Origin of the sequence: Nocardia jejuensis NBRC 103114 (genome assembly GCF_001613145.1) — a bacterium.
Lineage (GTDB): Bacteria > Actinomycetota > Actinomycetes > Mycobacteriales > Mycobacteriaceae > Nocardia > Nocardia jejuensis.
Map to the genome: position 1 here is coordinate 165,154 of NZ_BDBU01000018.1, position 12,987 is coordinate 178,140.

Genomic DNA, 12,987 nt, shown 5'->3' on the forward strand with positions numbered 1-12,987 from the left:
AGCGGAAAACCGGGAGGTTGCGAGATGGAAGTCCTCTTTTTCGTACTGGTGCTGGGCATCGTGCCGCTAGCTGCGAGGGAATTGGGCAGAACCGGTGTGGCGCGACATCGCCGCGGCATGTCGGTGGCCGACATACGGCATCGGCCGGCAGGCGAAACGTGTCGGGTGGCGGCGCCGATGAGCGGGTGGTGACGATGCTCGAGATTCCGACGGCTATCGGGTTTTTGCAGAGCGACATATCGGGAGTTCGGCAGCAGTGGGATGAGATCCAGATCCGCAGTCTCGCTAAGCGACTCGGATACGACTTGCGTAAGACGGTGGTGTTCAACGCAACTACGGACCGGCCGGTTCAAAGACTGCGGGTGCTGGTGGACAGACTCGGCGTGGATGCCGTGATCGTGCCGAGTGCAGCGCATTTCGACGGCGCGGAGGTGCCGACGGACCTGGTGGCGGTGGCCGATGTGGTCACCGTGGACCCGCAGGACACCTTCGCTCGCTGGGGCTGATTTCCCGCCCCTGGCAAGACGGGTCGGCCTCGAGCCGATAAGCTGGCCCGCCTGGGCCACTCCGGTACCGACTCCGGACTTCGGCCTCAGGAGGTGGTGACGATGCTCGAGCTTCCCGCAGCCTTGGGGTTCCTGCGTAGCGATGTGTCCGGCACACACCAGCAGTGGGACGAGATCCAGATCCGCAGCCTGGCCAAGCGTCTGGGCTACGACCTTCGAAAAACGGTGGTGTTCAACGCGACTACGGACCGGCCGGTCCAACGCCTGTGCACGCTGCTCGTCGCACTCGGCGTGGATGCCCTGATCGTCCCGAGCGCAGCGCATTTCGAGGGCGAGGAGGTCCCGGCCGACCTGGTCACCGTCGCGAACATCTGCACGGTCAAACCGGAGAGCACCTTCCCGAGGCGGGGGGATCCGCCCGATCCCCCTCGCTCCGATGCCCAACAGCGTCTTTGATCGACCACCCGGACACCGCCGGGAATTTCCGAGGTCGAAGCCGAGACCAGTACGCGGCCACAGCCCCTATCTCACCGGTGTGCGTCGTAGATAGCCTGTGCCAGTTCGGATTTGATCAGCTGGAACTCCGGAGTCGCGGTGACGGCGAGGTCCCGGACGCCGTCGTCGGCGTCCCCGGGCAACTCGATCCGCCGATCCACGATGACCCGGCCGGGCCGCGCGCTCATCACCAGCACCCGGGTGGACAGGAACACCGCCTCCTCCACCGAATGCGTCACGAAGACGACGGTCTTGCCGGCCTGCCGCCACAACCGTGACAGCTCGACCTGCAAACGCTCACGAGTGAGCTGATCCAGCGCCCCGAACGGCTCGTCCATGAGCACGATGCGCGGATCGTTGACCAGCACCCGCGCGATCTGCGCACGCTGCTGCATACCGCCGGACAACTCGTACGGTCGCTGGTCCCCGACATCGCCGAGACCGACGAGCCGCAGCAGCCGATCGGCCTCCGCGCGGCGCGTCTTGCGATCCACGCCACGGCATTTGGGGCCGAACTCGATATTGCCGCGCACCGTGAGCCACGGATACAGGGTGGGGGCCTGGAACACCACACCGCGTTCGGGACTCGGCCCGTCGATCCGATCGGGCCCGACCAGCAGCGCGCCGGTGGTCGGGGTCAGAAAACCGGCGAGCAATTGCAGCAGCGTGGTCTTGCCGCAGCCCGAGGGCCCGACGATGCTCACGAATTCGCCGGGCTCGATCACCAGATCGGTCGGAGAGAGTGCGACGGTGGGCCCGGCCGCGCTCTGGTAGGTCATCGAGACATCGCTCAGCACGACCCGATCGCGCAGGTCGAGTGCCGAACTCACTTGGCGCTCACGGTGCTCGCCGCATCGGCGTAGACGGCTCCGGCGTACTTCTCCGGCGCCGCCAGACCCTGAATCTCACCCTGGCTGAGCAGGAATTGCGCCGAGCCCTGCAGATCGGTCCCGAGCTGCTTGCCCAGATACGGCTGCCCCGCCTGGGTGGCGGCGTCGAGGTAGACGTACCCTGCCAGCTGCTTGCGCACCTCCTCGACGGCGATCCCCAACTGCGCGGCGATCCGCGTGGCCGCACCCTGCGGATCGGCGCTGATCTGCTGGACCGCCCAGTTCTGCACGGCGGTCCACACCGCGAGGACCTTCGGATTGGCGGCCACGAATTCCGCGCGCGCACCCTCGAGATCGAAGGTCGGCTTGCCCGCCTTCGCGGTCTCGGCGGCGGTGGTCACCGTATGCCCGTTCTTCAGCAGCTCCGACAGCGTCGGATCCCAGACGAACGCGGCATCCACACCACTGTCGCGCCACGCGCCGAGGATGGCGTCGGGCTGCAGATTCACCAGTGTCACATCACGTTCGATGCCGGCCGCGGTGAGCGCGGCGAGCAGGCTGTAGTGCGAGGTGCTGGCGAACGGCACCGCGATCTTCTTGCCCTTCAATCCCGCCACCGAGGTGATCGCGGGGTCCTTCACCGCCAGCGATTCGGCCGAGCCGATGACGTCATGGATCCAGACCGTCTTGACATCGAGGTTCAGCGGAGCCGAAATCGCCCGCGCCACAGCGGCACTGCCGAGCAGGCCGAGATCGATGGAATTGGCGCCGAACGCCTGGATCACCGTGGCGCCCGAGGCGAACTTGGACCAGGTGATCGTGGCCTTGGGTAGGCAGGTCTGCAACAGCCCGCTGTCCTTCACGATCAGATCGCCGTTGGGAATGTCCTGATAGCCGAGCCGAACTGTGCCGGTGAAGGATTCGTCGACCGCGACCGGGCAGGCGATCTTCGCCTCGTCGCCGCGCGAGGAGTCGGTTCGGTTCGACTCCACGCAGCCGGTCAGCGTCACGGTGAGCGCGCCGGCCAGTGCCAGCGCCGCGAGGGTGCGGTTCATGTGGTGTGCGGCGCGGTGCGCGGGGTGCGCACGCGCCGTCCTCCGTTCTTCGTCGATTGGTGCGAATGGTGCGAATGGTGGAAATCCTGGCGCGGAATCCCGTGCGCTCGAACAGGAGAGCGTTACGCCTTGCCTTTCCAGGGAACGGCCACCGCGGCTGTCTGCTTGATGAGCGCGTCCAGCGTCAGGGCGGTGAGTCCGATGACGATGATGCAGGCGACGGTGAGCGGAGTGTTGAGCTGCTGACCGGCCAGATAGGCGAGTCCGCCGATCCCGGGAATGCCGTTGTTCAGCTCGGCCGCGACCACCGTGGTCCAGGCGAAACCGATCGCCACCCGAATGCCGCCGATCACTTCGGGCAGGGTGGCGGGAAGCAGTACGCGGGTGATCACCTGCCGCCGGTTCGCGCCCAGGGAGCGGGCGGCGTTGACGCGATCGGCCGACACGCCCTGCACCCCGGCGATGGTGGCGATCACGATGGGCGGGAACGCGGCCAGGAACAGCAGCCAGTCCTTGGAGGTGTCACCGATGCCGAACCACACGATCAGCAGGCCGATGTAGCCCAGCGGCGGGAGCATGCGCAGGAAGTTCAGATACGGCTCCACGATCGCGCTCACCACCTTCGAAGTGCCGAGCACGAAACCGACCGGCGGACCGAGCACCACGGCCGCGCCCGCGCCGATCGCGATGCGCTGCAGGCTGGCCACGAGATGCTCCCAGAGGAAGTAGTTCTGCTCCCCGCGCACCTCCCGGGGCACACCCGGGGCGAGTTCGTGCCAGCTGTTGGCGCGGACGAACGCCTCCCACACCGCCTGCGGCGCCGGAAGGAACTGCTTGTCCACGAGTCCGGCCGCGCTGACGGCCCACCAGAGCGCCACGAAACCGGCCAGCGATGCCGACCGCACGGCGAGTCCGCGCAATCGTGCGCGCGCGTCCGGTCGCAGTCCGGTGGCGAGGCGCGGCGTCGTGGGTCTGCTGTCGGTCGCGGCCACCGTCGATGCTCGTGTCACCAGCCGTCCTGTCCGTCTCGGGAACTCTTCCGGTCCCGAGCCGGGACCTTCCGTGTGGATCCTGACCGCTCTCGCGGTGCTGCGACAGGTTCGCGATCACCGTGATTCCAATACCGCGACCAGGTACCGGGGTCACCGGACGTGCCGCGCGCGGGCGCGCCTGCCACCGTGGGCGTGCGAGCCGGATCGACGCCGCCCGCCTACTACCGCGCGCTCGGCACGCGCGGTTCGGGGCGGGCCCGGATCGTCGAGGTCCGACGCGTAATGCGGTGTGACCGAATCGGATTCCGGCCTGATCGGCGCTCACCGTCGGTAATGTGACCGGTACGGATCCCGATAGGACGGCATGGTCACATCGTGGGGAGGGGCGCGTTGGCTACCCGAAGAACGGTGCTGCGCGCGGGACTGCTGCTACCTCTGGCCGCGGCCTGCACGCCCGAAGTGTTCGGTGCGCCGGCGGATCGAGTCCGGATCGCGGTGCCGTGGGGCAGCTCGGAACTGACCGCGTTCCAATCGGTGCTGAAGACCGCCGGAATCGATCGCTCGACCGACGTGATCCCGCTCGGGGACGACGTCGGCACGGTACTGGGCGCGGGGCGCTCGGCACCCGACATCGTGATGCTCCCGCAGGCGGGTCAGGTGCGGCGACTCGCGGAATCGCAGCGGCTGCGACCGCTCGCGGACACACTGTGGTCCGACGGGAAGGTGACCAACTACGCCGACGGCTGGCGGCCACTGTTGCACGCCGGCGCGCGCGGCCGGTTGTACGGCGTGCCGTTCAAGGCGGCCTGCAAATCGCTGCTCTGGTACGACAAACGGCGGTTCGGGGAACTCGGGCTCCCACCGCCCGAGGCGTGGACCTTTCGTGACTTCACCACGCGCATGGACGAATTGGTGCGATCCGGCAGTTCCACTCGATTGCTGGCGCTGGGGGCGGCCGACGGCTGGATGCTCACGGACTTCTTCGAGAACATGCTGCTGGCGGGATGGCCGGACACGTACGCGGGCGTGGCCGATCCCGATATCTGGCGTCAGAACTCCGCGCGCGGGCGGCGCGATCTGGCCGAGGCATTCACCGCCGTCGCGGAGGTCTGGAGCCACCCGCACGCCTTCCCCGGCGGTATCGGCAAGACTCTCACCCGGCAGTTCCCCGATGCCGTTCGCGATGTGTTCCAACGCCATTCGGCGCTCATGGTGGCGGCGCCCGACTTCGCCGAGCCGATCGTGCGCAGCTGCTTCCCCGGCGACGAGCGGGTGATCGCCGGGCGGGTCGGGGTGGCGCTGTTCCCCGGCGCATCCGGGCGGCCCGGTCCGGTCATCGGCGGGGGAGACGTCATGGTGCTCACCAGGTCCGCGAAAGAGCGCGCGGTGCAGCTGGTTTCACGACTCGCGCAACCGGACGCGCCGGCGCCGTGGATCGCCGGGGCGGGCGGGTTCCTGGCCGCGAATCTGGGGACCACGCCCGGACATTCGACGCTGCTGGCCCCGGTCGCCGAACGGTGTGCCGAGTGGACCGCATTCGATCTGGCCGACCGGATCGGCCTGCCCGGCGGACACAACGAACTCTGGCAGGTGCTGACCACATTCCTGATCGAACTCGACACCGACGGGCGTGATGCCGCGGTGCGCAATGCCGTCGAGGCGGTCGATCGTTTGCAGCAGCGCAGGGGAGAGTGAACGGAGTGGACTCTCCCCGAGTGGAATTCGAGCTCGCGGTGCGGCGACTGTCCGGTCCGCTGGTGCCGGGCAGGCACCCTCGGTTCTCGATCGTCGTCGCGAGTCAGGCTCCGGCATTCCTGCTGATCGTGCCGCTGCTGATAGTCCCGACCGGGTACACCCTGTGGCTGGGAGCCGACGCGCGGCCCTGGCTGGCCGCGGGCTGTGCACTGCTGCTGATCGCGGCGGTGGCGGCGCCCCGGGCGATCCGATCCGCGCGCGGGTCCGCGCTCGGCGTGCACGGAACCTATTGGGGGCTGGCGCGTTCGGCGACGTGGGCGATCATGCCGGTGTTGTCGGTCTCGGCGCTCGCGGCGCTGGGATCGGCTCTGATCGCCGTGGATCTGCCGCCGGAGGGTCGCTCGGCGTATGTGGGCACCGGCGTCTCGGTGCTCGTGGCCGCGGCGCTGGTGGTGATCGCGCTGTGGTTCGCCTGGCGCACGCGGTATCTGCGATGGCCGTGGCGAATGCTGGTCGTGCCGTTCGGAATGTCGGCCCTCACCTCCGGGGTGGCCTTTCGCCTGATCTTCGTGCGGCTCACCGAGAATCGGGATCTCGGCAGCGTCGCGACGTATCGATGGGCCTTCGTGGTGACCCTCGTGCTGTCGTTCGCGTGGACCTGGTTCGGGTTGCTGGTGGGCCTGTTCCGGGCCGCGATCCTGGCGATCGAGGACGATTCGGTGCGCGCGGGCGAGCTCTACGACGAGACGGGTCCGCGGCTCGCGTGGCGACTGCTGCGACTGTTGCGGCCGATGCGGCTGATCGCCTTCCTCGTCGTCGGGGTGGCGGCGGCACGGATCTTCGACGCGGTCCTGGTGACGGTTCCCCGCTCGATGCAGTACGGAATCGACACCGCGACCGTGTTCTGGTGGCGGTCGCTGGTCACCTGCGATCCGAATTGCGGTGACGCGGCGGCATATACGCTGCCGCTCGCGGTCGTCATCGGCGTGGCGGCGCTGTGGGCGCAGTCGGGTATTCGTGCCCACCAGACGAGTTGGTCGGGACCGGGGGTCGCGCCGCCGGACACCGGCAGGGAGACGTTCGGCGTGCGGGGATTCGTCTGGCTGGTGCTGCCGTTCGTCTTCACGGTCGGGCCGATCGCGATGCTGGTGTGGGTCGCGCTGACCGACTCGCACCGCTCGGTCGCCGATCGATTCGCCGCCATCGTGCGCGACTCGGCGCTGTGGCACGCGCTCGGCACCACCGCCTGCGTCGCGGGTCTCGCGACCGCGCTGGTCGTGGGGGTGTCGGTGCCGGTCGCGCATCGGCTCGCCGCCCTGCGCACCGAATCGGCGGGGTGGATCGTGGTGCCGACCCTGGTGATTTTGACCGTGATGCCCGCGCAGATGTACCTGGGTCCGCTGCACGACGTCATCAATCACTTCGGCTGGTCCGGGACGCGGATACCGCTGATTCTCACCCATGCGGCCGCCGGTCTGCCCATCTCGATACTGATCCTGCGCGGCGCACTGCTCGCGCCCGCCTACACCCCGGCCGCCGACGCCCTGTACGGCCTCGCACCGCGCGGCACGATCATGACGCGGGTGTTCACCGCGGTGCGGCCCGCGCTCGGTGCGGTGGCGGTCCTCGAGTTCGTGCAGGTGTGGAACGACTTCTTCATCGGACTGCTGATCGGCGGGCCCGGGGCCAGTCCGTGGTCGCTGCTGATCTGGGGGTACGCACGCCAATTCGACGAGAACACCGCACAACTCGCCTCCGGAGCCCTGGTGTCGGCGGTGGTGCCGGTGATTCTGCTGCTCGCGTGCTGGCGGCGCTGGCTGGTGCCCGGGCTGGCGGGAGGGGCGCTGCGATGACCGCCGGGGGAACGGGCGAGTCGACACCGGCTGCGGCCGATGTGGAGTCGACGCTGATGGCCACACCCAAATCCCTTGCGGTGCAGCGGCTCCTGGGTCAGCCGATGGTCTTCACCTACGGTCTCATGGGTGCGATGGCGACGATCCTGGTCGCTGATCCCTTCAAGGAGAATCCGGTGGTGCGCTGGATATCCGGCGGGCTGACCTGGGTGGGTTTCACGGTCTTCGTGGTGGTGGGGATCGTGTGGGTGTATCGGGTGACGAGAGAGGGGATGGCCGTGATGCGCACGCCGCCTCCGGATCTCGGCGAGCCCGGTGGTCCCTGGCCGGAGATCGCACCGCCCGCGACGAATCACGCGCTCGACGGGCGGCTGATCGCGGCGGTGCTGCGGGAATTTCCGCTGCGGGCGCTCGAGGTGAGTGTGCTGCTGGATGTGCTCGCCGCCATGACCACCGCCACCGCGCGGCTGTCTCGGCCTGCCGCCGGGGTGCGGGAAACGCGCAGTGCCACAGTAGTACTGAACGAGCTCGTCGACAGCGGTGTACTCGCATCGCTCGGACCGGGCCGATACCGGCTCGCGTCGGTGCCGCGGGTCCCACTGCGCCCGGACGTTCTGGGCGAGGCGGCCTGGCGGGCCGGACTCGCGGAACTGCTGCGCGGTCAGGCTCGGCGCGCGACTCGGTGGGCGGCGGCGCTGGCGGATCCCCGTCACGCGGCCGACGCGCGCCGATGGTTCCGGGCCGAGGAGCCCCGACTACGGGAGGTGCTGAGCTGGTGCGCGGATCTACCGGAACTCGCGCGTATCGCAGCGGTGATACCCGACCTCGCCGAAATCGGTGATGCGCTGGACGCGTGGTACGCACGAATCGGTCAGGGCGAGAACGACTCCGGTACGGCGCTGGCCATGGTCGCCATCGCCGCGCACGGGCGGTCACCGCTGGCAACCGAGCTCGCGAAGATTCGTGTCCGGCCGCCTCCGGCCCGGGTGCGGCGCATCCGTCCGCACACACTCGATTCGAGTCTGCGGGCCCGGGCTGCCCACCGCCATGCGCTGGCCGAATTGAGCACCGCGCGACCGGATCTCGGCAGAACCGCGAATCTGCTCGAGGACGCCTGGTGGCTGTTGCCTCGCGAGGACGTCTCCGGCGAGGTCTGCGCCCTGGTCAATCTGGCCACCGTGCACCTGCGTCAAGGTCGTCTCGACGCCGCCCGGGACCGCCTCGACCTCGCCGAATCCCTCGCCTCCCACGGCCGCGACCCGGCCGGTCTCGCCCACGTGCACGAGACCGCGGGCATCCTCGCCTGGACGCTCGGCGAACCGCACCGCGCGCTGTACCAGTGGCGATACGCCCTGACCGAATGGCGTTCCCTCGACGACGATCTCGGCACGGCCCGCTGCCTGCAACACCTGGGCACGGTGGCGGTGGTCGACCAGTCCTTGGCCGCAACACTTCTGGAGCCGTCGGCCGAGGAATCACCCGCCGAGGTCCTGCGCCAGGCGACGGGCTGGCTCGCCCACGCGCTGAACCTGAAACCGGGTTCCCGGCACGCCGTCGACTACCGGCGGCAAGCCATCACGAAGCTCCGAACCACCCCGGTCGCACCGGGCAGCCTCTCCCACCTCCTCCCGCTCTCCGCCATCGACCGTTGGCCCGCACCCGTGTCCACCGAGTAGACGACAGCCGACATTCCGCCCGCAGGAGGGCACACCTGGACGGCGGCCCCTCGCGAGGGTCTGCCGATCCCGGGATGCTCTATGGTTCCCGGGTGAATGGTTTCGGGGGAACAGTGCCGTCGCAGCATTCGTACGGACCCGGGGGCGGTCCGGCCTGGCAGCCGGGTGGGCCGACCGCACCGGATAGATCGAGCGCGCGTGGTGCGGACATGACTGCTGGTGGGCTGCTGCTCGTGCTCGCGGCGCTGTCGGTCGGCGGGTCGTTCCTGAATCTGGCCGAATTTCGGTCCGAGGGTGATTTCGGACAGGGTATCCTTCCGTACCAGAGTGCTTGGGGCGCATGGACTTCCGGCGATCCGACCAGTTCGGCGCCAGGTACCCAGCAGCTCCTCGGGATCGGCATGATCGTGATGGCGGTTGTCGCCGTTCTCGGTGGAGTGCTCCTGCTGGCCGGGCTCGGGGCGGGCCGCCGGGCGGTGCGCGCGGTCGAGGTGACCAGCGCGGCAATGGCATTCGGAGGAGCGGCGGCGATGGTCGGTGACGTGGGGTCGGCGGCGATGACCGCCGACGACTCGGTCACCACGACCTTGGGGCCCGGTTTCTGGGTCATGGTCGTGGCCACACCGGTGGCTGCGGTGGGGCTGGGGCTCGTGCTGTCCGGTAGCGCCGCCGGTACCGCCTACGCGCCCCGCGACGGGTATGGCAGGCCGCTCGCACCGCGTGCCGGCGGGCTCGAGATCGCGGTCGGCGTGCTGTCGCTGTTGTTGGCGGGGCTGATGATCGCGGCCATGTTCTTCTCCCAACTCGACAATTTCGGCCCCTCGATCTCGCTGTGGTGGGTGGACGACAAGACGCAACTCGTGGGCGTGCCGTTCGCCGTCGGCGTTCTCGTGCTCGTGGTCGCCGCCGTCATGTCGTTCACCGGCCGCGGCCGAATGCTCAGCACCGGCGCTGCCTCGTTCCTTTTGGGGGCCGGGTTGTTGATCGTGCTCGACACCGTGAGTCAAGAGCTGTTCGGTCCGGTGCGGCTCGACGATTTCGGGATCGGATTCTGGGTGCTGCTCGCGGCTACCGTGCTCGCGCTGCTGGTCACGGGGCTCGCGTTCGCGGCGACTGCCTCCGAGCCCCGCTATCGGACGCCGTATTCGCCTGTCGCTCCGCATAATCCGCAGTGGAATGCACCGAACCCCGCAGCTCCCGGCATGCCGCAGTACGGGTACCCGCAGGCGGGATTCCCGCAGACCGGCCCGGTGCAGGGCGGATTCACGCCAGGCCCGCCGCCGCAGGGCTGGACACCGTCCGAGCCGTACCGCCACCAGTAGTGCGGGGTCGGTCGTCGTTCCTGACGTGGGGGATCGCGGTGAGCTTTTTGCCGTAAAGCGGGCTCACGATCGGAGCGAGTCGGTCGTGAATCGGTGAGATTGCTCGCTGGCAAGATCGTGCTATGCGGCGAAACGGCTTGGTGCACTTATGGTTCCACCAAGCAGTTGCTCGGTGCTCATCGGTATTCGGAATATCGCCGGGTGTGACGTCTTTTCCGGCGGCTGCGGATTTCTCCGTTCGACAGGGAAGCGCGCTTCTCGGTCGGACTATGCGCGAAAAGGAATCATTCGATGACGAGAAGATTTGCCTCCATCATTGCGGCGCTGGCTTTCGCACTGGGCATGATCGCGGTGACGGATGCCCCGCAGGCCGCGGCAGACAGCATGCAGGGGTGTCCATACCCGTATGTCTGCTTCTATATGACCAAGAGCCAGTACAACAATCACCAGCCCACGGCCATGTTCAAGGACAAGGGCTACTGGCAGACCCTCGGGCCGAACAGCCGTGGCGCCTACGCGGTGGTCAACACCAGGAACGACGATGCCGCCCTGCTGAAGGACACCACCAACTACCAATCCTGCGCGGGCCCGAACGGCTCCATCAGCGGTTACGGGGGAGACCCCTTCACCCAATTGAAGATCGTCGACACGCCCCACTGCTGATTCGATCAGCTGAATGCCCGAAAGTTCTTCCGGCCGTCGATCGCTGAACAGCTGATCCCCACCTGCAGTCCCAGTGACAACGATCTCCGGTCGGCGCGCGCCGACCGGAGATCGCCTCGCGAATCATCGATTCCGTGCCATGCGATCGGAAATCCAGACGGGGTTCTCGGCATCGCGTTCGCCCGAGGCCACATAATTCCTGAACATCCACCGCGCCCGGTATCCGGCGCTTTCGGCGGCTCGTTCCAACTCGGCGAGGTCCTGCCAGCGATGCGCCCGATCGAGCAGTTCCGCGGCGACCAACGCCAGCACCGGCAGCGGACCGGCTGTGGCAGTGGCGATCAGCGCCTCTGATCCGGCGATTCCGTGCCACGCGGCCCGCAGTTGATCGGCGTCACACCGCTCGACGAATTCCAGCACACTCCGGGGCCGGGTTTCGGGCGGGCTGTGCATGATCAATCGAATCGCTACCGAGCGCTGGCGATGCGCCAGATAGTCCGCGACCGTCACCGCAGGCGGAATGGAGTCCGCGACAGGACTGTTCCGCTCACCCTCGGCCACGCGCCCGGGACCGGCAGGTGCGCTGTACTCGAGCATCGCCTGCAACTCCGAGCCACTGAGCGTGAAGACCCATTCGGGCAGTCGGGGGCAGACCTTTCGGGACGGTGTGTTCAGCGGAGGAGGAACACACTCGTCCCGGAGATCCCCCTCGAACTCCGGCAGTGGCAGGCTGGTGGCCGTCGCACCCTCCGGCTGTCCGAGGACAGGCCCAGCCGTCCGCTGATCGGTGTGGCCCGGAGTATCGCCCCTCAAACGGCGCAGCAACTGTCGCGGCCGAAACCTGCGAGAAGTGTTGTCGGACATATCGAGTTCCCCTCTCGATGCAGTCGGTGACTGCGGACCCTCCACGATAGTGAGAGAACAGCACCCTGCCCACTCCGTTGACGGGCATCCGTCAGCGGGCGCGGCGAGCCGCGCCGTCGCTAGGATGAGGTGGTGACACATCGACTCCGGACCGCCCACATGGGTCTGCTCATCGCGGTATCCGCGCTCGCCGTCGTCGTCTGCTCCGGTGACCAGCCGCGCGAAACTCGGATCGGTACGGATCTGACCACTGCCGTGTGTGCGGTTACCTGCAGTTGGACCGCCGTTCCGGGGTGAGCCGGTCGCGAGGTGGGGGAGGATCCGGCCTGAGCCTCCACCAGGCAGGCAGAGTTGGTGGTTTCCCGCCGATTTCGTACCGAAAGTGGAGTCTGAGGCCGGTCTCATTCGCCGAACAAGACTCTCGAATCAGAACTTGCCCGTGTGGTGTGCGATTCGATGCCCCAGCCGCCGGCCGAACTCGGCGATGAAATCCTCGGTGAGAGGTGGCCAGCCCCAGAAGTCGACGGCAAGGGTGCCCAGGGCGAAGTCGTCTGCCCAGCCCCAGGCGGTGATGGGACTCGCGATGGTGCAGGCGGGGCAGGTCGCGGCGCCGGCGCCGGTGTGCTTCCAGGCCTCGATCGCGTCCGAGAACGGTTGCCATACAGCGGGATCGGCTTCCCACCGCTGTGGGTAGTCGATGATGACGGTGCCGGCCTGGCAGTGTGGGCAGATCGCGGCGGCCGGTTCGATCTCGCCCTGGCCGGAGTAGTGCGCGTGGCGACCGACGATGACAGCGACGGGGGCGGGAATCCAATCCTCGCCCCACTCCTGGGTGATCTCGGACCACTGGGGGCCGGGCAGATACCCCTCGTCGACGCCGAGGCTGTACATCGCCTCACTCGAAGTCTCCCGAAGGATCCACCGCCGCTGCACCATCCACTCCACCATGTGCTCGGCCAGCGCACCCGCCTCGGCCGAGGTCACGTCGAGGTCGATGATTCGTTCGAAATAGTCACCCACGCCTGCATCCTGCCAT

At 68.1% G+C, this 12,987-nt stretch carries 12 protein-coding genes; 7 read left to right on the forward strand and 5 right to left on the reverse strand.

What is annotated here, in order from left to right; translation table 11 throughout:
- Positions 1-194: 194 nt before the first annotated feature.
- Together NJ1_RS14425 and NJ1_RS14430 are read left to right on the forward strand one after the other, a co-directional pair.
- Positions 195-506, forward strand: coding sequence for an MDR/zinc-dependent alcohol dehydrogenase-like family protein (locus NJ1_RS14425; protein ID WP_067693932.1), 312 nt, complete (start codon positions 195-197; stop codon positions 504-506).
- A 102-nt stretch (positions 507-608) separates the two neighbouring features.
- Positions 609-962: a hypothetical protein gene (locus NJ1_RS14430; protein WP_067693935.1), complete on the forward strand. Its 354-nt coding sequence runs from the start codon at positions 609-611 to the stop codon at positions 960-962.
- 71 nt (positions 963-1,033) lie between these two features.
- On the opposite strand, the gene NJ1_RS14435 is transcribed toward NJ1_RS14430, so the two are convergent.
- The 3 genes from NJ1_RS14435 to NJ1_RS14445 form a co-directional block, all read right to left on the reverse strand.
- The gene (locus NJ1_RS14435) at positions 1,034-1,831 is read right to left on the reverse strand and encodes an ABC transporter ATP-binding protein (RefSeq protein ID WP_067693355.1); all 798 of its coding nucleotides are present in this window, start codon (positions 1,829-1,831) and stop codon (positions 1,034-1,036) included.
- A complete protein-coding gene (locus NJ1_RS14440; protein ID WP_067693357.1) occupies positions 1,828-2,886 on the reverse strand; it encodes a taurine ABC transporter substrate-binding protein in 1,059 nt (352 codons plus the stop codon). The genes NJ1_RS14435 and NJ1_RS14440 overlap by 4 nt, the downstream gene beginning before the upstream one ends.
- Before the next feature lie 122 nt (positions 2,887-3,008).
- Positions 3,009-3,830: an ABC transporter permease gene (locus NJ1_RS14445; protein ID WP_067693938.1), complete on the reverse strand. Its 822-nt coding sequence runs from the start codon at positions 3,828-3,830 to the stop codon at positions 3,009-3,011.
- A gap of 438 nt (positions 3,831-4,268) precedes the next feature.
- Here NJ1_RS14445 and NJ1_RS14450 point away from each other — a divergent pair, with 438 nt between their 5' ends.
- From NJ1_RS14450 to NJ1_RS14470, 5 genes are all read left to right on the forward strand, one after another.
- Positions 4,269-5,573 carry an ABC transporter substrate-binding protein gene (locus tag NJ1_RS14450; protein WP_067693360.1) on the forward strand — a complete coding sequence of 435 codons (1,305 nt, stop codon included), beginning with the start codon at positions 4,269-4,271 and terminating at the stop codon, positions 5,571-5,573.
- A 5-nt stretch (positions 5,574-5,578) separates the two neighbouring features.
- Positions 5,579-7,426, forward strand: a complete 1,848-nt coding sequence (locus tag NJ1_RS14455; RefSeq protein WP_157573960.1) for an ABC transporter permease family protein — start codon at positions 5,579-5,581, stop codon at positions 7,424-7,426.
- Positions 7,423-9,102: a tetratricopeptide repeat protein gene (locus NJ1_RS14460; protein WP_157573961.1), complete on the forward strand. Its 1,680-nt coding sequence runs from the start codon at positions 7,423-7,425 to the stop codon at positions 9,100-9,102. Before NJ1_RS14455 ends, NJ1_RS14460 begins: the two co-directional genes overlap by 4 nt.
- Before the next feature lie 209 nt (positions 9,103-9,311).
- On the forward strand, positions 9,312-10,424 hold the full coding sequence (locus tag NJ1_RS14465) for a hypothetical protein (protein ID WP_067693369.1): 1,113 nt from the start codon (positions 9,312-9,314) through the stop codon (positions 10,422-10,424).
- Positions 10,425-10,715: 291 nt separating this feature from the next.
- Entirely contained in the window at positions 10,716-11,087 is a 372-nt protein-coding gene (locus tag NJ1_RS14470; protein ID WP_157573962.1) for a hypothetical protein, read from the forward strand.
- Positions 11,088-11,210: 123 nt separating this feature from the next.
- On the opposite strand, the gene NJ1_RS14475 is transcribed toward NJ1_RS14470, so the two are convergent.
- Both NJ1_RS14475 and NJ1_RS14480 read right to left on the reverse strand, forming a co-directional pair.
- Positions 11,211-11,684 (reverse strand): hypothetical protein, encoded by a 474-nt coding sequence (locus NJ1_RS14475; protein WP_067693376.1) that lies wholly within the window; start codon positions 11,682-11,684, stop codon positions 11,211-11,213.
- A gap of 693 nt (positions 11,685-12,377) precedes the next feature.
- On the reverse strand, positions 12,378-12,971 hold the full coding sequence (locus NJ1_RS14480; RefSeq protein ID WP_067693379.1) for a hypothetical protein: 594 nt from the start codon (positions 12,969-12,971) through the stop codon (positions 12,378-12,380).
- Positions 12,972-12,987 lie beyond the last annotated feature (16 nt).